Source organism: Kluyvera chengduensis (assembly GCF_044197065.1).
GTDB classification, from domain to species: Bacteria; Pseudomonadota; Gammaproteobacteria; order Enterobacterales; family Enterobacteriaceae; genus Kluyvera; species Kluyvera ascorbata_C.
Genome location: NZ_JBIQOI010000003.1, coordinates 244105 through 268336 on the forward strand (window position 1 = coordinate 244105; position 24232 = coordinate 268336).

22 protein-coding genes and 1 pseudogene are annotated in these 24232 nt (G+C 58.1%); 8 read left to right on the forward strand and 15 right to left on the reverse strand.

Features of this window, described 5'->3' with window-relative positions:
* The first annotated feature begins 4 nt into the window (after positions 1 to 4).
* Positions 5 to 814, forward strand: a complete 810-nt coding sequence (gene phnX / locus ACH1XZ_RS12125; RefSeq protein ID WP_395595772.1) for a phosphonoacetaldehyde hydrolase — start codon at positions 5 to 7, stop codon at positions 812 to 814.
* A 110-nt stretch (positions 815 to 924) separates the two neighbouring features.
* On the opposite strand, the gene nepI is transcribed toward phnX, so the two are convergent.
* The 4 genes and pseudogenes from nepI to ACH1XZ_RS12145 form a co-directional block, all read right to left on the reverse strand.
* On the reverse strand, positions 925 to 2109 hold the full coding sequence (nepI, locus tag ACH1XZ_RS12130; protein WP_395595773.1) for a purine ribonucleoside efflux pump NepI: 1185 nt from the start codon (positions 2107 to 2109) through the stop codon (positions 925 to 927).
* An 84-nt stretch (positions 2110 to 2193) separates the two neighbouring features.
* A pseudogene (locus ACH1XZ_RS12135) lies at positions 2194 to 2328 on the reverse strand (helix-turn-helix domain-containing protein); the annotation flags it as partial.
* A 111-nt stretch (positions 2329 to 2439) separates the two neighbouring features.
* Positions 2440 to 2952, reverse strand: coding sequence for an SRPBCC family protein (locus ACH1XZ_RS12140; RefSeq protein ID WP_333498243.1), 513 nt, complete (start codon positions 2950 to 2952; stop codon positions 2440 to 2442).
* 114 nt (positions 2953 to 3066) lie between these two features.
* Positions 3067 to 3519 carry a DUF1198 family protein gene (locus tag ACH1XZ_RS12145; RefSeq protein WP_395595774.1) on the reverse strand — a complete coding sequence of 151 codons (453 nt, stop codon included), beginning with the start codon at positions 3517 to 3519 and terminating at the stop codon, positions 3067 to 3069.
* Positions 3520 to 3624: 105 nt separating this feature from the next.
* Between ACH1XZ_RS12145 and ACH1XZ_RS12150 the strand changes: the two genes are divergently transcribed.
* On the forward strand, positions 3625 to 4530 hold the full coding sequence (locus tag ACH1XZ_RS12150) for a LysR family transcriptional regulator (RefSeq protein ID WP_395595775.1): 906 nt from the start codon (positions 3625 to 3627) through the stop codon (positions 4528 to 4530).
* 142 nt (positions 4531 to 4672) lie between these two features.
* Here the strand turns inward: ACH1XZ_RS12150 and uhpT are convergent, their stop codons facing one another.
* From uhpT to ivbL, 7 genes are all read right to left on the reverse strand, one after another.
* On the reverse strand, positions 4673 to 6064 hold the full coding sequence (gene uhpT / locus ACH1XZ_RS12155; protein WP_395595776.1) for a hexose-6-phosphate:phosphate antiporter: 1392 nt from the start codon (positions 6062 to 6064) through the stop codon (positions 4673 to 4675).
* A 138-nt stretch (positions 6065 to 6202) separates the two neighbouring features.
* Positions 6203 to 7522 (reverse strand): MFS transporter, encoded by a 1320-nt coding sequence (gene uhpC / locus ACH1XZ_RS12160; protein ID WP_395595777.1) that lies wholly within the window; start codon positions 7520 to 7522, stop codon positions 6203 to 6205.
* 9 nt (positions 7523 to 7531) lie between these two features.
* On the reverse strand, positions 7532 to 9034 hold the full coding sequence (uhpB, locus tag ACH1XZ_RS12165; protein WP_395595778.1) for a signal transduction histidine-protein kinase/phosphatase UhpB: 1503 nt from the start codon (positions 9032 to 9034) through the stop codon (positions 7532 to 7534).
* Complete coding sequence (gene uhpA, locus ACH1XZ_RS12170; RefSeq protein WP_395595779.1) at positions 9034 to 9624, reverse strand: transcriptional regulator UhpA; 591 nt, start codon at positions 9622 to 9624, stop codon at positions 9034 to 9036. Before uhpA ends, uhpB begins: the two co-directional genes overlap by 1 nt.
* Positions 9625 to 9770: 146 nt before the next feature.
* Entirely contained in the window at positions 9771 to 10061 is a 291-nt protein-coding gene (ilvN, locus tag ACH1XZ_RS12175; protein WP_395595780.1) for an acetolactate synthase small subunit, read from the reverse strand.
* A 3-nt stretch (positions 10062 to 10064) separates the two neighbouring features.
* Positions 10065 to 11753 (reverse strand): acetolactate synthase large subunit, encoded by a 1689-nt coding sequence (gene ilvB / locus ACH1XZ_RS12180; RefSeq protein WP_395595781.1) that lies wholly within the window; start codon positions 11751 to 11753, stop codon positions 10065 to 10067.
* A gap of 105 nt (positions 11754 to 11858) precedes the next feature.
* The gene (ivbL, locus tag ACH1XZ_RS12185; protein ID WP_072011409.1) at positions 11859 to 11957 is read right to left on the reverse strand and encodes an ilvB operon leader peptide IvbL; all 99 of its coding nucleotides are present in this window, start codon (positions 11955 to 11957) and stop codon (positions 11859 to 11861) included.
* A gap of 220 nt (positions 11958 to 12177) precedes the next feature.
* On the opposite strand from ivbL, the gene ACH1XZ_RS12190 reads away from it, so the two are divergent.
* Positions 12178 to 13011 (forward strand): EamA family transporter, encoded by an 834-nt coding sequence (locus ACH1XZ_RS12190; protein WP_395595782.1) that lies wholly within the window; start codon positions 12178 to 12180, stop codon positions 13009 to 13011.
* A 175-nt stretch (positions 13012 to 13186) separates the two neighbouring features.
* A complete protein-coding gene (gene emrD, locus ACH1XZ_RS12195; protein WP_395595783.1) occupies positions 13187 to 14371 on the forward strand; it encodes a multidrug efflux MFS transporter EmrD in 1185 nt (394 codons plus the stop codon).
* A 94-nt stretch (positions 14372 to 14465) separates the two neighbouring features.
* On the opposite strand, the gene dsdC is transcribed toward emrD, so the two are convergent.
* Positions 14466 to 15392 carry a DNA-binding transcriptional regulator DsdC gene (gene dsdC, locus ACH1XZ_RS12200; RefSeq protein WP_395595836.1) on the reverse strand — a complete coding sequence of 309 codons (927 nt, stop codon included), beginning with the start codon at positions 15390 to 15392 and terminating at the stop codon, positions 14466 to 14468.
* A gap of 230 nt (positions 15393 to 15622) precedes the next feature.
* Here dsdC and dsdX point away from each other — a divergent pair, with 230 nt between their 5' ends.
* The 4 genes from dsdX to ACH1XZ_RS12220 all read left to right on the forward strand — a co-directional run bounded on the left by dsdX (position 15623) and on the right by ACH1XZ_RS12220 (position 21067).
* Positions 15623 to 16960, forward strand: a complete 1338-nt coding sequence (gene dsdX, locus ACH1XZ_RS12205) for a D-serine transporter DsdX (protein ID WP_395595784.1) — start codon at positions 15623 to 15625, stop codon at positions 16958 to 16960.
* Between the two features lie 17 nt (positions 16961 to 16977).
* The gene (dsdA, locus tag ACH1XZ_RS12210) at positions 16978 to 18300 is read left to right on the forward strand and encodes a D-serine ammonia-lyase (RefSeq protein ID WP_395595785.1); all 1323 of its coding nucleotides are present in this window, start codon (positions 16978 to 16980) and stop codon (positions 18298 to 18300) included.
* A gap of 200 nt (positions 18301 to 18500) precedes the next feature.
* Positions 18501 to 19772 (forward strand): MFS transporter, encoded by a 1272-nt coding sequence (locus ACH1XZ_RS12215; RefSeq protein WP_395595786.1) that lies wholly within the window; start codon positions 18501 to 18503, stop codon positions 19770 to 19772.
* Positions 19772 to 21067 (forward strand): BNR repeat-containing protein, encoded by a 1296-nt coding sequence (locus ACH1XZ_RS12220; protein ID WP_395595787.1) that lies wholly within the window; start codon positions 19772 to 19774, stop codon positions 21065 to 21067. Before ACH1XZ_RS12215 ends, ACH1XZ_RS12220 begins: the two co-directional genes overlap by 1 nt.
* A 44-nt stretch (positions 21068 to 21111) precedes the next feature.
* On the opposite strand, the gene ACH1XZ_RS12225 is transcribed toward ACH1XZ_RS12220, so the two are convergent.
* From ACH1XZ_RS12225 to ACH1XZ_RS12235, 3 genes are read right to left on the reverse strand one after another with little or no spacing between them, the layout of a single operon-like run.
* Complete coding sequence (locus ACH1XZ_RS12225) at positions 21112 to 22437, reverse strand: PTS sugar transporter subunit IIC (protein ID WP_395595788.1); 1326 nt, start codon at positions 22435 to 22437, stop codon at positions 21112 to 21114.
* Position 22438: 1 nt separating this feature from the next.
* Positions 22439 to 23827, reverse strand: a complete 1389-nt coding sequence (locus ACH1XZ_RS12230) for a glycoside hydrolase family 1 protein (protein ID WP_395595789.1) — start codon at positions 23825 to 23827, stop codon at positions 22439 to 22441.
* A 9-nt stretch (positions 23828 to 23836) separates the two neighbouring features.
* On the reverse strand, positions 23837 to 24151 hold the full coding sequence (locus ACH1XZ_RS12235; protein ID WP_333495366.1) for a PTS sugar transporter subunit IIB: 315 nt from the start codon (positions 24149 to 24151) through the stop codon (positions 23837 to 23839).
* Positions 24152 to 24232 lie beyond the last annotated feature (81 nt).

Here is a 24232-nt window from a genome sequence, read left to right on the forward strand (position 1 = left end):
CATCATGAACCGTATTAACGCCGTTATTCTCGATTGGGCGGGTACCACCGTCGATTTTGGCTCCTTCGCGCCGACGCAGATTTTCGTCGAGGCTTTTCGCCGCGCGTTTGGCGTGGAGATAACCCTCGCCGAAGCGCGCGTGCCGATGGGGCTTGGCAAGTGGCAGCATATTGAAGCGCTGGGCAAACTGCCGTCCGTCGATGCCCGCTGGCAGGCAAAATTTGGCCGTGCCATGAACGCGGCGGATATCGATGAGATTTATGCCACCTTTATGCCCCTGCAAATTGCCAAAGTTGTCGATTTTTCCGCGCCAATCGCCGGGGTTATCGACACGATTGCGGCACTGCGTAACGCGGGAATTAAGATTGGCTCCTGCTCTGGCTACCCGCGCGCGGTGATGGAGCGCCTGGTACCTGCCGCCGCCGAGCACGGCTACGCGCCGGATTGTTGGGTCGCCACCGACGATCTCGCCGCGGGCGGGCGTCCGGGGCCGTGGATGGCGCTGCAAAACGTGATTACGCTCGGTATCGATGCGGTGAGCCACTGCGTGAAGGTAGACGATGCCGCGCCGGGCATTACCGAAGGGCTGAATGCCGGAATGTGGACCGTGGGCCTGGCGGTGTCGGGCAATGAGTTCGGGGCGACGTGGGAGGAGTATCAGGCGATGAGCGTTACAGAGATTGCCACCCGCCGCGAGCACGCCGCCAGCAAGCTGTATGCCGCCGGGGCGCATTACGTGGTGGATTCGCTGGCGGATTTACCTGGCGTGATTGCCGAGATTAATACGCGTCTGTCGAAGGGCGAACGCCCGTAAACAGGTAACATCGGCGCCGTTCCCGGCGGCGCTTCGCTTGGCCGGGCTACAAGATTATTCAGCAGATACGTCGGCCGGATAGGCGTTTACGCCGCCATCCGGCAACAACGTTATCGAATCCGCACCTTCACCGTCACCAGCAGCGCGGTCAGCAGCATCAGCGCCCCGGAAATCATCAGCGGCGACGTCAGCCCCAGACGGTCCAGCGCTAAACCGCCAATGGCCGCACCGCAGGTATTCGCCAACTGGATAACCGCTACCTGAATCGAACCGGCTTTCTCCGCCTGGTCAGCCAGCGAACGGGTGATCCACGTCGACCAGCCCACTGGCACCAGCGCGAACGCCAGCCCCCAGATAATGGCAATGCCTGCCGCCACCGCCTTTTCGCTTCCCCACAGCGCCAGCACCAGCGCGCTTATCGCCAGGATCAGCGGCGCACCGGCCAGCGCCAGCTTAACCGAATGTTTCAGGATAACCGCCGAGAACGAGGTGCCGACAAAGCTGGCAATCCCGAAGCTCAGCAGCACTAAGGTCAGGCCGTCCACGCCAAATCCTGCCAGATTCATATAAATTGGGCGAATATAGGTGAAGAAGGCGAACTGCCCGGCAAAGGACATAAAGATGGCGATCATCCCCGCCATGACGCCAGGACGTTGCAGCAGGCTAAACATATTCTGCTTGTGGTGCGCCGGTTCGCCCGGCAGCGATGGCAGCGCTTTCACCACCCAAACAATACACAGTACGCCCATCACCGCCGCGGCGTTGAACACGTTGCGCCAGCCAATAATACCGCCCAGGAAACTCCCCAGCGGCGCGGCAATCACCAGCGCGATAGAGACCGCGCCAAAGATAACCGACAGTGCTTTCGGTACCGTCCGTGCTGGCACCAGACGCATCGTCAGCGAGGCCGACATCGCCCAGAACCCGCCCAGCGCCAGACCCAGACAGGCGCGTCCCATCAGCAGCAGCGTAAACGAGTTGGCGAACGACACCAGCAGGCAGGAAAGCGTCAACAGAATGGAGAACAGAATCACTACGTAGCGGCGATCGAGACTGCCGATAATCTGGGTGACAAACAGGCTGGAGAACATGGCGACAAACGCCGTCACGGTGACCGACTGGCCAGCCACGCCTTCTGAAATGCCCAGATCTTCCGCCATCGGGGTCAGCAGGCTGACCGGTAAAAATTCCACGGTAATCAGGCAGGCCACACAAAACGCCACGGCAAATACCGCCGACCAGTTCGGCCGCAGAACGCCCTCTGTGCGGGGCTTCTCTTCACTATGCTCACTCATTTCTTGTTACCTGCGCGGTGTTTTTGCTGAAAGGGTGCGCAGTGTAACATTTTAAGTGTGATGGATTTAACGTTTTGGCAACGGTTAAAGATGAAACGCTATCTTCTTTCCCGTTGGCAGCGTGACATCAATGCTGATCTCACTGCCGAGCGCAGCGACGTAACGCCTCAGCGTCGACAAACGTGGATCGTTTTCCGCCTGCTCCATCTTCGCTACGGTGATTAGTTTCTATTCCAGCGCTGCCTGCCGGATGGCGGCTTCGCCTTATCCGGCCTACGGTCGGCGGTTTTTGTAGGCCGGATAAGCGTAGCGCCATCCGGCACTCACAACTCACTCCCCACGCGCCGATTTCACCAGCCCGGTGATCCACTCCTGATGGCCGTTAATCATCGGGTTTGGCACGGTGCGTGCCAGTTCTTGCGCCGGGACGCCAATCTGCGATTCCTGGGTCAGGATGCGCACGCGGTTGCCGGGCAGGTCTTCGAACAGCCAGGCGTGGATAACATCCAGACGGGTTGTGGCATCGCCTTCCGCCCAGCCGTGCCAGGCTATGCGTGCAGCTTCGCCGTCGACCGGTGGAACATATTCGGTAATCTGCGCTTCAATCGGGAAGCCAAAGGTAGAGAAACGGAAGCGGGCGTTGGCGCTCAGCATCGGGCCACTGCCGTCATGGAAATGAATATCCGCTACGTTGCTGTAGTAGGTTGGCCACAGCGTGGTGTCGTCAAGCTGCGCCCAAATCTGTTTAGCGGTCAGGCCGCTGACGATGATTTCGTTAGAGGCGAAGTTGTCGGTGGTACCCGGCAGATAGCCTTCCGGCCAGACGATTGCGCTTTGCTGCATGGACTGTTTCATGATGAACCTCGTGAGTGATTGTGTTGACGAGGTAAATCATGCGCCCAGGAGTGATATAAATATAATCATCAATATTGATAAACAACATCACCAAACGTGATATCAATGCAGCCAGTGTACGCCGTTTTCATCATGGAACAGCGCATTATAGCGGTACTGGAAGGCGTTCAGCTCGCTGATTTCCGGCTCCAGTTCGCGCAGGAAGCTCAGCGCCAGGCGCACCTGGGCGTCGGTAATCGGCGCTGCCAGACGGGCCTTTTGCAGCCGCCGGTGCCAGCTCAGCATGTTTGATTCGCTGCCGTCGACAATGCATACCTGCCAGATAAGCAGCATCTGCGCCGCGTTCTGCAAATGCGCTTCGTTCGGCCGCTCCAGATAGTGTAAATACGCTTCGCCCTGCGCTTTTCCTAGCTGATCTACCATTGACTCTACCGGCTCTGGCGTAATGCCGAGCCGCTCACTGAGACGGCGAATTGCCCGTCGGGAACCCGAGGTCAGGATCCGAAATCCTACTACAAACACCACCACCAGGGTGGCCAGAATCAACCAGATCATGCACGCTCTCACCTTAGCTAAACCCCGACATAATAATGGGATTTTGCGCCCTGTCGATAATCGAACATGCCATAATGTGCGTTATCTCCCTGAAGGAAGCCGCCGATGAAACCGGATCTCAGAACCCTCGACCTCAACCTGCTGAAAACGCTGGATGCGCTGCTCGATGAACGCAGCGTGACGCGAGCAGCCGCGCGGCTGTCGCTGACCCAGCCTGCCGTCAGCGGCATGTTGACCCGGCTGCGGGATAATTTTGGCGATCCGCTGTTTATCCGCGCCCCGCACGGCATGGTGCCGACGCTACGCGCCCAGCAGTTAGCGCCGGTGGTCAAACAGATCCTGAACGATATCAACATGCTGCTACGGCCCGCGCAGTTCGACCCGCTCACCGCCGACTTTACCTTCACCCTCGCCGCCACCGACTATGCGCTGAAAGCGGTAGTGGTGCCGTTTATCGCCGCGCTGAAGGTGCGCGCGCCGACGATTCGCGTACGGGTGATCCCCGTTGAGCCAGAGCGGCTCACCGCACAGTTTGAGCAAGGGAAAATCGACCTCGCGCTGCTGACCCCCAGCACCACGCCGGGCGACCTGCACAGCCGCACGCTGTACGAGGAGCGCTACGTCTGCATGCTGCGCGCCGACCATCCCGATGCCCGAGCGCCGCTGAGCCTCGACCGCTTCTGCGCGCTGGAGCATATTCTGGTCTCTTACGAGGGCGAGAGTTTCTGGGGGGTGACCGATGACGCGCTGGCAAAAGTGGGCCGCAAGCGCCGGGTCGGGCTATCGGTAAGCAGCTTCCTGGTGCTGCCGGAAGTACTGGCGGTCAGCGAAATGATTGCCGTGGTGCCGAGCCGCCTTGCCAGCGCGCGCGCGTCAATCTGCGTGCAGGAGCCGCCGGTGGCGATTCACGGTTTTACCAAAAGTATGGCCTGGCACGAGCGTACGCATCGCGACCCGGCGCAGCAGTGGCTGCGCGAATTGCTGCATGAGACCAGCCAGCAGGCACTGTAGGCCGGATAAGCGAAGCGCCATCCGGCAGCATGCCGCATATTGCCGGATGGCGGCGTAAACGCCTTATCCGGCCTACCGCTCATCAAACCACAGGCATAAAAAAGCCCGGTGCAGAACCGGGCAAAGAAGTTACCAAACACACTTACGCCATTTTTAACTGCTGAATCTTCTTCTCACGGCGAATTTTACGTTCTTCAAATACCGCGACGATGGCCATCAGGCAGATACAGCCGATAGCGGCGGTATCCAGCGCGGCGAAGGTGCCCGCCCAGCCGGTGAGGCCGAAGATTGGCGTACCGTCGGCAATCATCCCCAGGCCCAGCTTGGCGAAGCTGTCGCCAATCAGGTAAGCGAAGGTGCCTTTGATACCATCGGCCGCGCCGATCGCTTTTTTCGGTACGAAGCCTACCGCTGCCACGCCAATCAACAGCTGCGGGCCGAAGACCAGGAAACCGAGGGCGAACAGCGACGCCAGATAGACGTACTGGTTGCTGGCATGCTGATAAACGCCCAGCGTCGCAATGATTAAAGCCAGCGCTACGCAAGCCACCAGCGCACGACGACCGTTGGCGAGGTCGGAGAGCCAGCCCCACAGCAGGGTACCCACCAGCGCGCCAACTTCAAACAGGGTAAAGCCCTGAATCGCCACCTCTTTAGAGAGCTTCAGCTCCTGGAAAGCGTAGACCGTAGACCACTGGTCGATACCGATACGTACCACGTACAGGAAGATATTGGAGAAGCACAGCAGCCAAATAACTTTGTTTTTCAACACGTACTCAACAAAGATCTGCCACTTGGTCATGTCGTTGTCTTCGGTCTCTTTGTCCTCTTCGCTGATCTCTTCGCCGAACAGCTCTTCCGCTTTGCCGAGGCCGTAAGATTCCGGGGAGTCGCTACCAAAACGCAGGCCGATAAAGCCCACAATCAGCGCGATGATCGACGGGAAGATAAACATACCGATGACGTGACCGTCGAACAGAACGTTAGCGCCGAACAGCGCTACGCCTGCGGCACCTGCGCCGCCGAGGTTGTGGGAGATATTCCACATGCCGAGATAGGAACCGCGCTTGCGGCGAGGCGTCCACTTGGTGATGGTCGAATAGCTGCACGAGCCGCCGGTACTCTGGAAGAAACCGCTCAGGCCGTAGAAGGCAATCATCAGGAACAGGCTGGTTGAGCCCGGGCCCATGCTGGCGCTGAAGCCGAGCATACAGATAGCGGAGAGGATTAGCATCAGCGGCAGGAACTGCTTGGTGTTCTTGCCATCGGCGTAGTAGGAGACCAGCGTTTTACCCACGCCGTAGGTAATGGAGAAGCCGAGGCCAATCATCCCGAGCTGGGTCATGCTCAGCCCGTAGGTGGAGATCATGTCGTTCTGCGCGATGTTAAAGTTCTTACGAATCAGATACATCGTCAGGTAGCCGATAAAGACCACCAGATAGGACTGCATGAACGGTTTGAACCACATTTTGCGCCGCACGTCGAGCGGCAGATCCAGGGTCGGCTTGCGCACCTGGTTTAAGAAGGCCAGCATGGGTATCTCCTGATTTTTATACCTGCGTGATAGCCGGTATTGTAAAAATCAGCGACGCGTCTGGCCTGAGACACCGTCCAGGTGAAACCGGGAAAATTTCCTAGTTTTACGCCATTCGTCTTAGAAAGGTGAAGCGGGTCACGCTTCTCGCGGTGCCTGGGCGTTTAAGAACGGCAGCAGCAGCAGCGCCGAGATGCCCGCCGCAATGGCAATCACCACGAAGAACCCGGTCCAGTGCCACACCTCCATCACCTTCGCCAGCGGCCAGCCAGAGAGCGACGCGCCGAGGTAGGCAAACAGGCCAACAAAACCGGTGGCCGCGCCCGCCGCCTCTTTGTGCGAGCACTCCGCCGCCGCCATGCCGATGAGCATTTGCGGGCCGAAGACGAAGAACCCGGTGGTGAAGAAGCACGCCGCCTGCATCACGTAGCTGGCGAACGGCATCAGCCACAGCGAGCCCACCGAGAGCAAAATCCCGGCGGCGAAAATCAGGTTCATCGGCCCACGGTTGCCGTTGAACAGTTTGTCCGAACCCCAGCCCGCGACCAGCGCGCCGATAAATCCGCCCAGCTCAAACATGGTTACCGCGGTGTTCGCCGTCACCAGATCGACGCCCAGCGTCTCGGACATGTACAGGTTGCCCCAATCGTTGATCGCCGCGCGCACCACGTACACCAGCACGTAGCACAGCGACAGCAGCCAGATGTAGGGGTTGAGCAGTACGTAGCGGGTGAAGATCTCTTTGCGCGTCAGACCCGCCCCTTCCTGCTGTTGGGCGATTTCCAGCTCGTCGTGCCGCCAGTCGCCAATCGGCGGCAGACCAATGGTCTGCGGACGGTCGCGCAGCCGCCAGCAGAGAAACAGGCCGACCACAATCGCCAGGGTTCCAGCGATGGTCATCCCCGCACGCCAGCCGTAGTGCAGCGCCGCCGCCCCCATCACGATTGGGATTAATGCCCCGCCGACGTTGTGCGCGGTATTCCAGATGGCCCACCAGCCGCCGCGCTCGTTGCGCGAGTACCAGGCGGTGAGCAAGCGGGCGCACACTGGCGCGCCCCAGCCCTGGAAGAAGGCGTTCAGCGCCCACAGCAGGGCAAAGGTCCACAGTGAAGTGGAGAAACCGAACAGGATGTTGACCACCCCGGTGGCAATCAGCCCAATGCCCATAAAATAGCGGGCGTTGGAGCGGTCGCTGACGATGCCGGAGATAAACTTCGACAGCCCATAGGTGATGTAAAACAGCGTCGCCAGCAGGCCGATATCGCTGCGGGTCAGCACGCCGGTGGTGAGAATTTCCGGCACCGCGGCGTTGAAGCTTTTGCGGGTGAAGTAAAACAGCGCGTAGCCAAGCCAGATGGTCAGCAGGATATGCCGCCGCCAGTAGCGGTATTGCGCATCCACTTCCTGCTTGTCGGTGATACGCGGGGCGTTAGCCGGAGCCTTGAGAAATTGAAACATCGCCGTTCCTTACACGTAGCGCAGAGGCAAAGAGACGCTGACCCGCGTGCCGTGCATGCAGGAGATAGTGAGCGAGCCGCCGAGCGCGGTCACCCGCTCGCGCATGCCGGTGAGGCCAAAGCCCTGTTGATTCGAGCCCGGCGGCAGGCCGCTGCCGTCGTCTTCCATCATCAGCATCAGCCGTTCATCCTGTTGCCAGCCCTGTAGCGTCACCGCGCTGGCGTTGGCGTGCTTCACAATATTGTTGAGCCCTTCCTGGCAGACGCGGAACAGCGTCACGCGCTGGCTTTCGCTCAGCGTTGATTCATCAATTCGCCAGTCGAGGTGGCTGACGATACCCCGGCTTTCCAGCTCCATTTCACGCATCAGCGAGCGAATGGCCTGCTCCAGCGAGAGGTCGTCAAGCTGGCGCGGGCGCAGCCGACCCAGCAGGCGGCGCACGGCGTCGTAAACGCCCAGCGAAAGCTGCTCGATATGCGCCCCGCTCTGCTTCACGCCCGCGTTCTCCGGGGCCAGCCGCTGTACGATCCCGGCCTGAGTGCGGATGGCGGTGATGGTCTGCCCGATATCGTCATGCAGCTCGCGCGCCACGTCGCGGCGCACGCTCTCTTCGGTTTCCAGCAGACGCTCCGCCAGCCGGTGGTTGCGCGCCAGTTCGTTTTGCAGAGATTGGTTAAGCTCACGCAGCCGCTGAATACCCGCGCCAAGCAGCAGTCCGGTCAAGCTTTGCGCCAACAGCGAGAGCAGTAAATCAACGGGGTGATCGTGCCAGGTCTGGCTGGCAATCAGGGCGATGGCGTTCATCAGGGTGGCAATCAGCGCCCCCTGCCAGCCGTAGTGCCAGGCCAGCGCGATAATCGGTAACGCGAGGCAGAACGGGGTGAAGCGCGAGAGTTCTTCGGGCAAACCAAGCTGTAGCCACAGGCTGACGGTAAATAGCAGCAGATACCAGACCAGATGCCGCCCGCGCCAGTTCACCGGCTGCGATACCAGCGCCGGGCCGAGCGGCAGCCAGGTGGTGCTGGTAAGGTAGTGCCAGAACACGAGGCAGATAGGCGCCAGCGTCAGCCCGCCGGTTAAGGTCAGCAGCAGCGCGTTAAGCGCCGCCTCTCCCTGCCACAGCCAGGGCAAAGATTGCAGCAGCGCCGCCGCGGTGAGCGCCGCGCCCTGGAGCAGCAGCGTGCGCCAGTCGCGCTGATGGCGATAGCGGGAAATCAACGCCACCGGCAGCAGCGTCAGCGCGCTTCCGGTCATCAATAATAACGCGTGGTCCAGCGCCACTTCCTGCGCCAGCCAGTAAATCAGTAACCACTCCGCGCCTATCAGCACCGGCCAGTAACCGCGCGGGCATTGCAGCATAAGCCCCAGACGCAGACCGAACGGGAACAGCAGCACCGCCAGCGCCGGGTGTTCCACAAGGTGCAGGCTGATACTCCACAGGCAGAACCACGCGGCGGAGAAGATAAAGAAACAGGCGACAACGGTAATACACCGCGAAAAGACGCTATTCATCACCAGCCGTCAAACATGCGGCGCGCCAGCTCGACGTCGTTGCTGACGCCCAGCTTTTCCATCAGGTTAGCGCGATGAACGTGTACCGTTTTCGGCGACAAGCCCAGCTCAGCGGCAATCTCTTTTACCGCCATCCCCTGTGCCAGCTTTTCCGCTACCTGACGTTCGCGTTTGGTCAGCGGGTCCTGACGACCTGCCGCCAGCTTGACGGCGATATCCGGCGTTAAGTAGCAGCCGCCGGTCGCCACGGTGTGGACCGCCGCAATCAGTTCGTCCGGGCTACAGCGTTTGGAGAGAAACCCGCGCGCACCCGCGTTCAGCGCCTGCTCGACCAGCGCCGGGCTGTCGTGAACGGAGAGCATGATAATTGCCATACCTTTCGGCAGTTGGCTGAGCAGCTCAAGGCCGGAGATATCCGGCATCGAGATATCGCAGATACAGACCTGCACGCCGCGCCCCGGTAGCCCCGCCAGCGCTTCGCGACCGGAACCAAATTCGGCGACCACCTGCAAATCAGGCTCAAGGCCGAGCAGTTGGGCAAAGCCAGAGCGAACGATAGTGTGGTCGTCGATAAGGGCTACGGTGATCATGGGTTTGTCCTGGAACTGGGAAACGCCTGATGGCGCTGCGCTTATCAGGCCTACAAGACGGTAGGCTGGATAAGGCGTTAACGCCGCCATCCGGCAAAGGCGCTTACCTTAACGATAAGCGCCCTGGTGTTCAAGTCTTGAGCGGACTACTCGAAGAAGACGCTTATCTTGTTGAACATCGACGGGTCGGACTGGTTGCGAGTCACTTTCACCACGTCTTCCAGTTTGTCGATTTGGCTAATCATCTGCTCGAGCCGCTGATCGTCGTTGACCAATAGCCAAATGCGGCTCTGATCGCTGTCGTGAATCGGCAGACAGAGAATGCCCTCCACGTTGAAGGCGCGACGGGCAAAGAGCCCGCAGACGTGGGTCATTACGCCCGGGTGGTTGCGTACGGTGAGTTCCAGAATAACGTTATCATGAGTCTGTTGTTGCATGGCTTATTCCCCCACCATTTCGGTATTTGCCGCACCCGGCGGCACCATCGGATACACTTTTTCTTCTGCGTCGATGCGTACGTGAATCAACGCCGGGCCCGGACGATTGATAATCGCCTGCAGCGCCGCCTGCGGGTCGGCTTCAGTATTCAAATCGCAGGTTTCCAGACCGAACCCGGCGGCAATCTGCATAAAGTTAATCATGCCTGGGTAGGTGGCGGCGAATACGCCCTGTTTGTAGAACAGGCTCTGCTGCTGGTGTACCAGACCCAGCGCCTGGTTGTTCATCAGGATAATTTTCACATCCAGCTGATTTTCCGCCGCCGTCGCCATCTCCTGAATATTCATCATCAGGCTGCCGTCACCGGAGAAGCACAGCACTTTTTTGTCCGGGTTGGCTAACGCCGCGCCGATAGCCGCAGGCAGGCCAAAGCCCATGGTGCCGAGGCCGCCGGAGGTCAGCCACTGGCGAGGACGGTTCAGCGGGTAAGCCTGCGCCACCCACATCTGGTGCTGACCAACGTCGGTGGTAATAATCGCGGTGTCGTCAACGCAGGCCGCCGCGGCGTTAATCAAGCCGTAGTGGCTGAGTGGGTCACCCGCTTCAGGAATGGCACCAGGGAACTCTTGTTGCAGTTCAGCCACTTTGCCACGCCACTCGTCGCGCGGCTGGGCGTCGATTTGCGGCAGCAGCTGGGCCAGCACGTCATCCACGTCCGCCTGAATCGCCACGTGAGCCTGTTTGATTTTACCCAGTTCGGCGCGGTCGATATCGACGTGGATAATCTTCGCGTTCGGACAGAACTCCGCCACTTTACCGGTCGCCCGGTCATCAAAACGCGCACCTAAAACCACCAGTAAATCAGACTGTTGAAGGATGAAATTGGTGCTGCGCGCGCCGTGCATCCCCAGCATGCCTAACGACAGCGGGTGTGCTTTTGGCAGCATGCCCAGCGCCATCAGGGTCATGGTGGTCGGCAGGTTGGCTTTTTCCGCCAGTTCGCGCACGCGTTCCGGCGCGTTGATAACGCCGCCGCCCAGATAGAGCACCGGGCGCTGTGCGGCGTTGATCATCGCCGCCGCTGCGCTCACGCTCTCGGCGCTGAATTCCGGCGTTGCTGCGCGGCCGCCGGGTTCTGGCAGTTCGCTGATATCGATTTCCGCGGTCTGAACGTCCTTAGGAATGTCTATCCACACCGGGCCAGGGCGGCCTGACTGGGCAATCCGGAAAGCATCAGCAATAACCTGAGGTAATTCATTGATGTTGCGGACTAAATAGTTGTGTTTAGTGATGGGGATAGAGATACCGTAGGTGTCGACTTCCTGGAACGCGTCGGTGCCGATTAACGACGAGGCTACCTGACCGGTGATACACACCAGCGGAATGGAGTCGAGGCGCGCATCGGCGATGGCGGTCACCAGGTTGGTCGCGCCCGGCCCGCTACAGGCCATGCACACCGCCGGTTTGCCGTGGGTTCGCGCCATGCCCTGGGCGATAAAGCCCGCGCCCTGCTCGTGTCGCGCCAGAATATGACGGATCTGCGTGCTCTGGCTTAAGGCGTCGTACAGCGGAAGCACCGTGCCGCCGGGGATGCCGGTCACCATGGTGATACCCTGGCGTTCCAGTAAATGAACGATTAATTGCGCGCCGGTAAAACGCGTGGTCTGTGATGTTGTGCCCGAACTTGCCATGCTCCAGTCCTTATTATTCTGGGCCGACTATCCGGAGGGGGCTAGAAACTAAAAACCCCGCCCGGTTTGCGCCGGCGGGGTTTGGAATCGTGTGTGTTCCTGACCCTACGGCGCATTGCCGACGACCACCACCACACGCACGACGACCACCGCGGCTGGTAGCGCGGTTTTTAGTAGGGTCGAAGTCAGCATTGATGGGGTCATTAAGGGTCTTCTCTCAATTCGTTTAGTGAATTTATACAAACACAGCTTATTCAGGCTGACAATGGAAATATTTTCATCTGCGTAAAAATGCGTCAAAGATCACGTTTCCGCGCAAAGGGGATTCTGCCGATCTGTCCTGTTTTGCCCCTATTTCTGGCCTTGGTCGCCGTCGATAAGCTGTGTTACGTTTTGCTGAAATACCCCCAGGCAACGTATTCTCATGACGCTTTCTGTTTTCTGCATTTTGCTGTTTGCCGCACTTTTGCACGCCAGCTGGAACGCCATCGTGAAGGCGGGAAACGACAAACTCTATTCTGCTATTGGCGTCACCGGGTCCGCGGCGCTTATCGCACTACTGCTGTTGCCCTTCGCGCCTGCGCCCTCGGCGGCCAGCATGCCGTTTATGGTGGCTTCCACCGTATTGCAGGTGATCTACACCGTACTGGTGGCAAAGACCTATCAGATTTCCGATATGAGCCAGACCTACCCGCTGATGCGCGGCACCGCGCCGCTGCTGGTGGCCATCATCAGCGTGCTGTTTCTTGGCGAGAGCCTCTCTACGCTGGCGTGGTGCGGAATAGCGGTTATCTGTACGGCGATCCTGGGAATGGCGTTCAATGGTCGAGGGGGTTCGCAGCGCGGCGTGATGTTAGCGCTGCTGAACGCCTGGATTATTGCCGGTTATACCCTGATCGACGGTACCGGCGTGCGCCTTTCTGACACCGCGCTGGGCTATACGCTGTGGTCGTTTTTCCTCAACGGTTCCAGCCTGCTGTGCTGGGCGATGATCGCCCGCCGCCGCGAAGCCTCGCGCTATCTGGTTCAGCACTGGAAAAAAGGCCTGATGGGCGGCATGGGGACGATGGGCTCCTACGGTCTGGCGCTGTGGGCGATGACCCAGGCTCCGCTGGCGGTGGTCGCCGCGCTACGTGAAAGCTCGATTCTGTTCGGCGCGCTGATCGCCTGGCTGCTGCTCAAAGAACGGGTCGCCGGGCTGCGCCTGGTGGCCGCTGGCGGTATCGCCGCGGGTGCCATTCTGCTGCGTCTCTCCTGACGCAACTGGCAACTATTGTTGCCGTTTACGTGTATAAATCCTGCCTGCATCACACATTCCATTTACATGACATGTGATTAAATTGTCATCTCATTGTGGTAGATTCCTCTCGCTTTTAGCGCAATTCCCGGACATTTATTCTTATAAACCCAATTTTTATAAAGTTATCAGCGAAATGAAAAGAGATAGAAACGTCAATATCCTGGTGATGCTGGTGTTGCTCGTCGCCGTCGGTCAGATGGCGCAAACCATTTATATTCCCGCAATTGCGCAGATGGCGAACGACCTGAACGTTCGCGAAGGGGCGGTGCAGAGCGTGATGGCGGCCTATCTGCTGACCTATGGCGTTTCGCAGCTGTTCTACGGCCCGCTTTCCGACCGCGTAGGCCGTCGCCCGGTGATCCTCGTCGGGATGTCGATTTTTATGCTGGCGACGCTGGTGGCCATCACCACACACAGCCTGACGGTGCTGATTATTGCCAGTGCGATGCAGGGCATGGGGACCGGTGTGGGCGGCGTGATGGCGCGAACCTTGCCGCGTGACCTCTATGAGGGCAGCCAGCTTCGCCATGCTAATAGCCTGTTAAACATGGGTATTTTGGTCAGTCCACTGCTGGCACCGCTGATTGGCGGCGTGCTGGAGACGCTCATCAACTGGCGTGCCTGCTACGGTTTTCTGCTGGTACTGTGTGCGGGTGTCACCATCAGCATGGCGCGCTGGATGCCGGAAACGCGCCCAACCGGCGCACCAAAAACCCGCCTTATCAGCAACTACAAAACGCTGTTCGGCAACAGCGGCTTTAACTGCTACCTGCTGATGCTGATTGGCGGCCTGGCCGGTATCGCGGTATTTGAAGCCAGCTCCGGCGTGCTGATGGGCGGCGTGCTGGGCTTAAGCAGCATGATGGTCAGTATCCTGTTTATTCTGCCGATTCCGGCGGCGTTCTTTGGCGCCTGGTTTGCCGGACGGCCGAAAAAACGTTTCCCGACGCTGATGTGGCAGTCGGTGGTGTGCTGTCTGGCGGCGGGGGTGATGATGTGGCTCCCAGGCCTGTTCGGGGTCATGAATATCTGGACGCTACTGGTGCCTGCGGCGCTGTTCTTCTTCGGCGCGGGGATGCTGTTCCCGCTGGCGACCAGCGGCGCGATGGAGCCCTTCCCGTTCCTCGCCGGTACCGCCGGGGCACTGGTTGGCGGCTTGCAGAACATTGGTTCCGGCATGCTGGCCTGGCTGTCGGCAATGATGCCGCAAACCGGGCAAGGCAGCATCGGGCTGCTGATGACGCTGATGGGGCTGCTGATTTTCCTCTGCTGGCTGCCGCTGGCGTCGCGCTTTGCGCAGCAAGGCCAGGCGGTGTAATACCGTCACACTGCCTGATGGCGCTTCGCTTATCAGGCCTACAAAGACCGTGAGTTGGCCGGGTAAGGCGGAGCCGCCACCCGGCATAAAACGCCTATTTAACCTGCTCCTGAAGCCAACCAATAAACGCCTCAATTTTCGGCCACTGCCTGCCGGGCAGCGTGGTGACGTAATAATGCTGATGACATTTCAGCGCCTTATCACCAAAAGGAGCCACCAGCTCCCCGCTGTCGAGGCGCTTTTGCACCAGCCGCTTTCGCCCCATCGCCACGCCAATATGATTCATCGCCGCAATCACCGCTAAATCAGAACGATCGAAGCCAATACCCGATGATGTCGGCAAGTTCACTGCATACTGCTGCGCCCAGCTGTGCCATTCATCGGTTCCCGAATCGTTACTCCACGCCTGCCTGTCATGCAGCAACGTACAGTGCGGCAGGTTCACCAGTGAACCGGTCAGATCGTAGCGGCGAGCATATTCCGGGCTGCATACCGGCAGAATTTCCTCATCCATCAGGAAATGGTGGGTGAGCTGCGCGGACGGCGCATCGTCGAAATAAAGCGCCAGATCAACCCCGGCGCGCTGCATATTGATGTTGTCGTTGCCGGTCAGGATGGTCAGTGAAATGGACGGATAGCGACGGGTAAAGTCACCGAGCGCCGGAACCAGCCAGCACTGGGCGATAGAAGGCCGCGAGTAGACGGTGAGCGTCCCCGAAAGCTCCTGATTTTTGATATCAAGAATCTCCTGGTTGAGCGTATCCAGCGACGATTTCAGCGCCCAGAATACCCGTTTGCCTTCGTGGGTAAGCTCCACTTTGCGGTGCGAGCGGACAAACAGCTGAATGCCCAGTTCCTCTTCCAGTTGGTTAATACGGTGGCTGACGGCGCTGGGGCTTAATGACAGCTCGTCCGCCGCCAGCGCAAATGACTGATGTCGGGCCGCCACTTCAAAGGTATACAACTTCGACAGCTGCCAGCCGTTAAGCAGCCGATTTCTGACTTCGCGCAGGGGGTCCATACTCACCTCTTTCATCCTGATTTCTCTTCGCCGGAGTGTAAAAAAACCCGCGCTAAAAATCAGCACAAAGGTGATGCAGAGTGAATCATGTCGCATAAAAGCAGCGTAATTAGATGCAAATCACCCATTTGATTCAATCTGGCTCATGTGAGTGGGGATTTATATCGTTTGTCAGACCCTGCCCTATTTTTGTCCAATAACCCCAGGTTAATCACAGGGCAAGGTGAGTTATGCACTCTCAAATCTGGGTTGTGAGCACGCTGCTGATAAGCATCGTGTTAATCGTTTTGACCATCGTGAAGTTTAAATTCCACCCGTTTCTGGCGCTGCTGTTAGCCAGCTTCTTCGTGGGGACGATGATGGGCATGGGGCCGTTGGATATGGTCAATGCCATTGAGAACGGCATCGGCGGCACGCTCGGCTTCCTTGCCGCCGTTATCGGCCTCGGGACCATTCTGGGCAAAATGATGGAAGTGTCCGGCGCGGCAGAGCGCATCGGCCTGACGCTACAGCGCTGCCGCTGGCTTTCCGTTGACGTCATTATGGTGCTGGTTGGGCTGATTTGCGGGATCACGCTGTTTGTGGAAGTGGGCGTGGTGCTGTTGATTCCGCTGGCTTTTTCTATTGCCAAAAAGACCCATACTTCACTGCTGAAGCTGGCTATCCCGCTGTGTACGGCGCTGATGGCGGTGCACTGCGTGGTGCCACCGCATCCGGCTGCCCTGTTCGTGGCCAACAAACTGGGCGCAGACATTGGCACCGTGATTGTCTACGGTTTACTGGTGGGCTTAATGGCATCGCTGATTGGCGGGCCGCTGTACCTGAAATTCCTCGGTAACCGTCTGCCGTTTAAACCGGTTCCGGCTGAGTTTTCCGACCTGAAAGTGCGCGAAGAAAGTACGCTACCGTCGCTGGGTGCCACGCTGTTTACCATACTGCTGCCGATTGGCCTGATGCTGGTGAAAACCGTCGCCGAGCTGAACATGGCGAAAGGCAGCACGGTGTATACGCTGCTGGAGTTTATTGGTAACCCGATCACCGCGATGTTTATCGCCGTTTTCGTGGCCTATTACATTCTCGGCCTGCGTCAGCACATCGGCATGGGTGCGCTGCTGACCCACACCGAAAACGGTTTTGGCTCCATTGCTAACATTTTGCTGATTATCGGCGCAGGTGGCGCATTCAACGCTATCCTCAAAAGCAGCGGGCTGGCGGATACGCTTGCGCTAATCCTCTCGAACATGCATATGCATCCGATTCTGCTGGCCTGGCTGGTGGCGTTAATCCTCCATGCCGCGGTGGGTTCCGCTACGGTGGCAATGATGGGGGCGACGGCAATCGTGGCACCGATGCTGCCGCTCTACCCTAACGTTAGCCCGGAGATCATCGCTATTGCCATCGGTTCCGGCGCTATTGGCTGCACGATCGTCACCGATTCCCTCTTCTGGCTGGTCAAGCAATACTGCGGCGCCACCCTGAATGAGACATTCAAATACTATACAACCGCGACATTTATCGCCTCGGTTATTGCACTGGCGTGCACATTCCTGCTTTCCTTTATTATCTAAGCGCAAAGAGACTGACTATGGAAAACATTCAAACACTTATCGCCCAGCATCCTTTAGTAGAAGACCTGGTCGCTCTCAAGGAAACGGCCTGGTTTAACCCTGGCACCACCTCTTTTGCGGAAGGTTTACCGTATGTTGGCCTGACCGAGCACGATGTCCAGGACGCCCACGCCCGTCTGACGCGCTTCGCGCCGTATCTGGCGCAGGCGTTCCCGGAAACCGCCGTCACCGGCGGCATTATCGAATCTGAGCTGGCCGCCATTCCATTGATGCAAAAGCGGCTGGAAAAAGAGTACGGGCAGCACATCAACGGCGAAATTCTGCTGAAGAAGGACAGCCACCTGCCGATTTCGGGCTCAATTAAAGCGCGTGGCGGCATTTATGAAGTGCTGACCCATGCGGAAAAACTGGCGCTGGAAGCGGGCCTGTTGACCACTAAAGACGACTACCGCGTTCTGCTTTCGCCCGAGTTCAAACAGTTCTTCAGCCAGTACAGCATCGCCGTCGGCTCCACCGGCAACCTCGGAATGTCGATTGGCATCATGAGCGCCCGTATCGGCTTTAACGTCACGGTGCACATGTCCGCTGACGCCCGCGCGTGGAAAAAAGCCAAACTGCGCAGCCACGGCGTGACGGTGGTGGAGTACGAGGAAGACTACGGCGTAGCGGTTGAACAGGGGCGCAAAGCGGCACAGTCCGATCCGAACTGTTTCTTTATCGATGATGAAAACTCCCGCACGCTGTTCTTAGGCTATGCGGTAGCCGGGCAGCGTCTGAAGGCGCAGTTTGCAGAGCAAGGGCGCGTGGTGGATGCCGATCATCCGCTGTTTGTTTACCTGCCGTGCGGCGTCGGCGGCGGCCCTGGCGGCGTGGCGTTTGGCCTGAAGCTGGCGTTTGGCGATAACGTTCACTGCTTCTTCGCCGAGCCGACTCATTCACCGTGCATGCTGCTGGGGATTTATACCGGGCTGCACGACACCATTTCCGTCCAGGATATCGGCATCGACAACCTGACGGCGGCAGATGGGCTGGCGGTGGGTCGCGCCTCGGGCTTTGTCGGCCGGGCGATGGAGCGTCTGCTCGACGGTCTGTACACCCTCGATGACCAGACCATGTATGACATGCTGGGCTGGCTGGCGCAGGAGGAAGGCATTCGTCTTGAGCCGTCGGCGCTGGCAGGCATGGCTGGCCCTCAGCACGTTTGTGCCTCCACGGATTACCAGCAGATGCACGGCTTCAGCGCCGAGCAGCTCAATCACGCCACCCATCTGGTGTGGGCGACCGGCGGCGGTATGGTGCCGGAAGCCGAAATGGCGCAGTACCTGGCGAAAGGGCGCTAAGCCGCGTTAACCTCAAGCAGCATCGCCGTTATTGCGCGATGCTGCTTCATCACAATCGTGCCACTTCTCCCGGCATTGTGGCATCTCAGGTCAAAGCGTATTGCCGCACGTCACACTCCTCTCCCCTGCCGCCAGCGTTAAGAAGCGGCGTCGATATACTCCAGGCTATCTCGTATCCCTACGATAAACCGGAGAACACAATGCAACAGGCTGAAAAATCGGTCGGCCGCGGCGGTTTTACCCTGCTCATCTGGGTACTGCTTCTGCTCCTCGGCTGCGTGCTGTTTTTCTTTTCGCTCGACCGGCAAATTGTTTCCATCCTCAAAACCACCCTCATGCAGGAACTGGGGCTCGATAACAGCGACTATTCGGTGCTGATCAGCGCTTTTATGATCCCCTACACCTTCATGTACTTCTTCGTCGGCGGCATCGTCGACCGCTTCGGCAGCCGCTATGTGCTGTGCGCGCTGATGGTATTGATGTCGATTGCCACGCTGATCACCGGCCTGTCGCACTCAATGACCGGGCTTATCGTCGGGCGCGTGATGCTAGGGTTGGCGGAATCCGGGATTGTGCCAGCGCTGACGCTGGCGGTCTTTACCTGGTTTCGCGCCGAGCAGCGTGCCTTTGCCTTCCAGCTCACCAATATTATTCAGTCGTTGGGGCTTATCCTGGCGCCGCCATTCGTGGCCTGGGTGACTATCTCTACCGGCTGGCGCTGGGCGTTCTTTATCCCTGCCATGGCGGGCGTGGTCGTTGGGGTGATGTGGTATCTCTCTAGTCGTAAAACGCCGCCTGCGGCCGACGACACGGCACAGGTGAGCGCCGTCAGCGTGCCGCTGGTTGAGCGCTACAAGATGGTGCTGACCTCAAAACCTATCTGGGCGCTGCTGATTGCTCGCCTGCTCACCGACCCGTTCTGGTTCTTCTATCAATACTGGCAGGTCGGCTTTATGCAGGAAAAAATCGGCCTGACGCTGGCAGAAGTTGGCAAGCTGATGTGGCTGCCGCCGCTGGTTGCCGTTTTTGGCGTGCTGGCGGTGTGCTGGGCCTCTGACCGTCTGGTGGCGCGCGGCATGGACGCGACCCGCGCCCGCTTAACCATTATCTGGTCCGTCACCTGTCTGGCGCCGTTGGTGTTCCTGCTACCGTCCATCAGCAACGCCTACGCGGCGGTGGCTATCATGACGGTGATTAACTTTATGTGCACCGCCTGGCTCAGCATGGCCACCATTATGATGGGCGGGCTGGCACCGCGCGTGGCCATCGCCACCGCTATCGGCGTGATGAGCGCCCTGGGCGGCGTGACCTCCATTATCTTTAACGGCTTTGTCGGCACCATCATCGACCACTTCGGTTATTCGATGCCGATATACGCTGGCGCAACGCTACACCCCATCGGCGCGCTGGTGTTAGCCGCCTTCTTCCTGCGTCGTAAAAAATCCTTTGTTGCTCGTCCGGAGACCGTCTGATGACTGATATCGTTGTTGCGCCCGTGGCACACGCCTGCGCAGATTTCACCGTGCTTTACTGTCTTATCAATCACCACAACCACCAGTTTGCCGCCTGGTATGATGCGGAGCACCGCATCACCGTGGGCCAGCGCCGCTTACCCGACGGCCCGTGGCAGACTTTTCAACCGGAGGGATGCTGGCTACCGGAGCGCGAACGTTACTCGCATATCACCGAGTTTGATTCGCACAATTATCTGACGATGGCGGTAGATAGCGCTGGATACCTGCATCTTTCCGGCAATATGCACGTTGATCCACTCATTTACTTCAGAAGCCGCGCACCGCTGGACGTCACCACCCTGGAGTGTGTTCCTGCGATGACCGGCGAACGGGAAACGCGGGCCACCTACCCGGTGTTCTTTAAAGACGTGCAGGGCCGCCTGCTGTTCCGCTATCGCGATGGCTGCAGCGGCAACGGTGATGACCTGTACAACATTTTCGACGCCGAGCGTCAGCAGTGGTCGCGCCTGCTGGAAACACCGCTGCTCAACGGTGAAGGGGCGCGCAACGGCTACGCGCGCCAGCCGCTGCTGGGGCCGGACGGCTACTGGCATATGGTGTGGATGTGGCGCGAAACACCGCACTGCGAAACCAACAATAATCTCTCGTACGCGCGCAGCCGCGACCTTCAGCAGTGGGAAAAATCAGACGGCACGCCGCTTACGCTGCCTATCGCCCGCCATCAGGGTGAGATTGTCGACGATGCGGGCATCGGCGGCGGGCTGATTAATATGGTGCAGGAGGTGGGCTTTGATAATCAGGCGCGCCCGGTGCTGATTTATCATCGTTATGATGACCGGGGACTGTCGCAGGCGTATCTGGCACGCCCGGACGGCAAGGGCGGCTGGCAAAAAACGCAGATCAGCCAGTGGGATTTTCGCTGGGACTTCAGCGGCGGCGGCTCTATTCCGCCGGACGTTACCCTCAGCGCGCCGCGCGCTATCGGCCACGGACAAATGGCCGTGGAATGGACCTCAACCTGGGCCGGTAGCGGCGTGTGGATTATTGATGACCGGACGCTTACCGTCGTCACCGCGCGCCCGCTCACGCCGCCGCTGCCAGCCAAGCTGTGGCAACCCCGGCAGAACGTTGCGCCGCAGGCGGAAGTGCAGTTAGTGGCTGCGCAGAACAGCGATTACAGCCCGCAAAGCCGCTACTGGCTGCGCTGGGAGGCGCTGCCCATTTTCCGCGACGTACCGCACGAGGCAAAAACCGGCTCCACGCTGCTGGAAGTGATAGAAGTGAAGGGCTAAAAAAACGCGCCAGCCGGGACAGAGGCTGGCGCTGACTTTCTGTCTCAGGCGTTTGCCAACTGCTTCGCTTTTTCCTCTTCTTCCTGCTGAGCCTGCTGCGTTTCCAGCATTTTCTTCTCGTACACCTTAAAGAACGGGTAGTAGATAGCCAGCGAGATAAAGAAGCAGATAAACACCAGCCCGCAGGCAATCAGGTTCCAGTTGGTGGTGATAAGCGCCCCGAGCGGAGCCGGGATGGTAAACGGCGGTTTCACCATCATGCGCGGAATCAGCCCGCTGATGGTAAAGAGATACACCACCACCGTGTTGACCATCGGCGCCAGAATAAACGGCACCGCCAGAATCGGGTTCATCACGATCGGCGCGCCGAAAATCATGGGCTCATTGATGTTGAACAGGCCGGGGATAAACGACAGCTTACCCAGCGATTTCAGATAGATAACTTTTGATCGAATAAACAACACCACCAGCGCCAGCGTGGAGCCCGTACCGCCCATCTGCGCATACCACTGGAAGAACTGTTCAGTGAAGATATTCGGCAGGTCGTAGGCGCTGGTTCCGGCCTGGAACAGCTCCATATTCTGCACGATGGCCTGGTCCCACAGCGGGCGAATCAACGGCCCCATCACCGCGTGACCGTGAATACCAAACACCCAGAACAGGTCGATAAAGAACTGCGTGACGATACCGCCGAACAGGTTAGTACCGGTCATAAAGCCCTTCAGCGGCATGATGATGTAGCTGATGATGGCGTTAATATCGATATTTAAAAAGTGTCGCGGGATCCAGAAAATCAGCACTACCGCCAGCGTCGGGAACAGCGCTGAGAAGGAGCTGGCAACCACTGGCGGTACGCCTGCGGGCATCTTAATTTCGATATTGCGGACTTTAATAAAGCGATAGATTTCAATGGCAATCAGCGAGGAGATGATCGCCCCAAACAGTCCCTGCGAACTCAGCGACGCCACCGGAATATAGCGCCCGGAAATCGCATCACCGGCGACGGTCACGCCCTCTTTAATATTCACCGGCACAATCATCAGCAGCGTGGCGAGCATCGCCAGCAGGCCGCTGGTGATATCGTTGAGCTTGTAGCTTTTCCCCAAAAATGAGCCGATGGTGAACGCGGCGTACAGCGACATTAGCCCAACGGTAAAGCGGAAAGGCACATCCAGAATATCGCGCCACGGTGCGATAAAATCCATGTACCCTTTAATCGGGATATTCAGCAGAATAACGAAAAACGATCCGACAATGGTCAGCGGTAAAATAGAGATTAAGCCGTTACGAATGGCCTGCATATGGCGCTGATTACCAATAGCATTCGCTACCGGCAGCATTTTTTCCGCCAGCCGTTCAAAGTAAGACATGTTACTCCCCCTCGAATCCGTTATTGGCAATCACCGTTGAGAACCATTGCCCGGATTTTTTCAGTGACCGCTGTTGGGTGGCTAAATCAAGGCGATAGAATCCATAGCGATTTTTATAGGCATTTTGCCACGACCAGCAGTCAATAAACGTCCACATGTGGTAGCCCAGACAATTGCTGCCGTCGGCCATGGCCTGATGGAGATATCCCAGATGTTCTTTGAGGAATTCAATGCGGTAATCGTCCTGCACCTGGCCGTTCACCATAAATTGTTCTTCATCCTGAATACCGATGCCGTTTTCAGAAACGAACCACGGTAAATTGCCGTAGCGTTCTTTCACCACCATCGCGATGTCGTAAAGCGCCGCTGGATAAATCTCAATGCCGCGCGAGGTATTCATTCTGCGTCCCGGCATAATGTATTCCTCAAAGAAGCGTTCCGGCACAAAACCGTGCGGCTCTGCCAGCGGTGTTTCACGCGCTTTGACCCGGCGAGGACGGTAATAGTTAATCCCCAGCAGGTCGATACGCGTATTGGCGATAAGCGCACAGTCTTGCGCTAAATATTCCGGCAACTGATCATGCTCGCGCAGAATCGCCACCAGTTCGTCAGGATATTTGCCCAATAAAATAGGTTCGTTGATGCTGCGGGTATAAAACAGGTCGGCCATGGCGGCGGCCTGTAAATCTTCCGGCGTATCGCTACGCGGGTAGACCGGAATAACGTCCATAATAATGCCAATCTGCCCGGCAAGGCCCAGCTCGCGCCACGCGGCGACCGCCTTACAGTGCGCCAGCACGATGTGGTGCAACACCTGCGCCGCACGGCGGAAATCGGTGACATAGGGATAATGACGAGGGTGTAAATACCCCGCTTCCGCCGGAATTAACGGTTCGTTAAAGGTGAACCAATAGCGGACGCGATCGCCAAACAGCTGGTAGCAAATACGCGCGTAACGGGCAAAGGCGTCAATCACGTCGCGATTTTCAAAGCCGCCCTTTTCCTGTAGCGCCATTGGCATATCGAAGTGATAGAGATTAATAAAGGGCTCAATACCCTGCGCGAGCAATTCATCAATCATGGCGTTATAAAACGCCACCGCCTGTTGATTGACTTCACCGTCGCCGTCGGGGATGAGCCGGGACCAGGAGAGCGAGGTGCGAAAGGAGTTCAGGCCTATCTCTTTGGCGCGCTGAATATCTTCCCGATAATGCTGATAAAACGTCGAGGTATCATCCGCCGTGACGCCCTGGAAAAAGCGCTCGTTAAAATGATGTGAAGCATAATCCCAGATATTGTCGCCTTTGCCATCGCCGGGAATACGGCCTTCAGATTGCGTGGCGCTGGTTGCAGTACCCCACCAGAAATTATCAGGAAAATGGTATTTCATGGCCTGTCCTTATTGTGCTTTGGCTAATAAAGACAGCGCGTGATCCAGGACTTTATCGCCCTGCATCGAGCCATATTGCATCATATCAATGGCTGCCACCGGCACACCCTGTGGTTCAGCGACAGCCGCTAAACGCTGTAGCTGGAATTTCACCTGCGGGCCTAACAAAATAACGTCGGCATCTTCGATAATCTGATCAAATTCAGAAACCGGGACGGCGGTAATATCCACATCAATATCGCGGCTAGCGGCAGATTGTTTCATTCTTTCAACTAACATACTGGTCGACATGCCTGCTGCGCAGCATAAAAAGATCTTCTTCATCATTTTCCCCTGGCGTTATAAGCGTGGTATTCCGCGGAAATACGGCAAAATATATTCTGCGTAGTAGGGTAGAAAGCGGCA

What these genes read in the sequence shown, in the direction of transcription:
- ACH1XZ_RS12150 (WP_395595775.1), top strand. Translation starts at nt 3,625, where the DNA reads ATGAAACCGGATCTCAGAACCCTCGACCTCAACCTGCTGAAAACGCTG.
- ivbL (WP_072011409.1), bottom strand. Translation starts at nt 11,957, where the DNA reads ATGACCCCATCAATGCTGACTTCGACCCTACTAAAAACCGCGCTACCA.
- ACH1XZ_RS12145 (WP_395595774.1), bottom strand. Translation starts at nt 3,519, where the DNA reads ATGATCTGGTTGATTCTGGCCACCCTGGTGGTGGTGTTTGTAGTAGGA.
- ACH1XZ_RS12225 (WP_395595788.1), bottom strand. Translation starts at nt 22,437, where the DNA reads ATGTCTTACTTTGAACGGCTGGCGGAAAAAATGCTGCCGGTAGCGAAT.
- ACH1XZ_RS12140 (WP_333498243.1), bottom strand. Translation starts at nt 2,952, where the DNA reads ATGCAGCAAAGCGCAATCGTCTGGCCGGAAGGCTATCTGCCGGGTACC.
- uhpC (WP_395595777.1), bottom strand. Translation starts at nt 7,522, where the DNA reads ATGTTTCAATTTCTCAAGGCTCCGGCTAACGCCCCGCGTATCACCGAC.
- uhpB (WP_395595778.1), bottom strand. Translation starts at nt 9,034, where the DNA reads ATGAATAGCGTCTTTTCGCGGTGTATTACCGTTGTCGCCTGTTTCTTT.
- phnX (WP_395595772.1), top strand. Translation starts at nt 5, where the DNA reads ATGAACCGTATTAACGCCGTTATTCTCGATTGGGCGGGTACCACCGTC.
- ACH1XZ_RS12190 (WP_395595782.1), top strand. Translation starts at nt 12,178, where the DNA reads ATGACGCTTTCTGTTTTCTGCATTTTGCTGTTTGCCGCACTTTTGCAC.
- dsdC (WP_395595836.1), bottom strand. Translation starts at nt 15,392, where the DNA reads ATGGACCCCCTGCGCGAAGTCAGAAATCGGCTGCTTAACGGCTGGCAG.
- emrD (WP_395595783.1), top strand. Translation starts at nt 13,187, where the DNA reads ATGAAAAGAGATAGAAACGTCAATATCCTGGTGATGCTGGTGTTGCTC.
- ACH1XZ_RS12230 (WP_395595789.1), bottom strand. Translation starts at nt 23,827, where the DNA reads ATGAAATACCATTTTCCTGATAATTTCTGGTGGGGTACTGCAACCAGC.
- ilvB (WP_395595781.1), bottom strand. Translation starts at nt 11,753, where the DNA reads ATGGCAAGTTCGGGCACAACATCACAGACCACGCGTTTTACCGGCGCG.
- ACH1XZ_RS12235 (WP_333495366.1), bottom strand. Translation starts at nt 24,151, where the DNA reads ATGAAGAAGATCTTTTTATGCTGCGCAGCAGGCATGTCGACCAGTATG.
- nepI (WP_395595773.1), bottom strand. Translation starts at nt 2,109, where the DNA reads ATGAGTGAGCATAGTGAAGAGAAGCCCCGCACAGAGGGCGTTCTGCGG.
- uhpT (WP_395595776.1), bottom strand. Translation starts at nt 6,064, where the DNA reads ATGCTGGCCTTCTTAAACCAGGTGCGCAAGCCGACCCTGGATCTGCCG.
- ACH1XZ_RS12215 (WP_395595786.1), top strand. Translation starts at nt 18,501, where the DNA reads ATGCAACAGGCTGAAAAATCGGTCGGCCGCGGCGGTTTTACCCTGCTC.
- uhpA (WP_395595779.1), bottom strand. Translation starts at nt 9,624, where the DNA reads ATGATCACCGTAGCCCTTATCGACGACCACACTATCGTTCGCTCTGGC.
- dsdA (WP_395595785.1), top strand. Translation starts at nt 16,978, where the DNA reads ATGGAAAACATTCAAACACTTATCGCCCAGCATCCTTTAGTAGAAGAC.
- ilvN (WP_395595780.1), bottom strand. Translation starts at nt 10,061, where the DNA reads ATGCAACAACAGACTCATGATAACGTTATTCTGGAACTCACCGTACGC.
- dsdX (WP_395595784.1), top strand. Translation starts at nt 15,623, where the DNA reads ATGCACTCTCAAATCTGGGTTGTGAGCACGCTGCTGATAAGCATCGTG.
- ACH1XZ_RS12220 (WP_395595787.1), top strand. Translation starts at nt 19,772, where the DNA reads ATGACTGATATCGTTGTTGCGCCCGTGGCACACGCCTGCGCAGATTTC.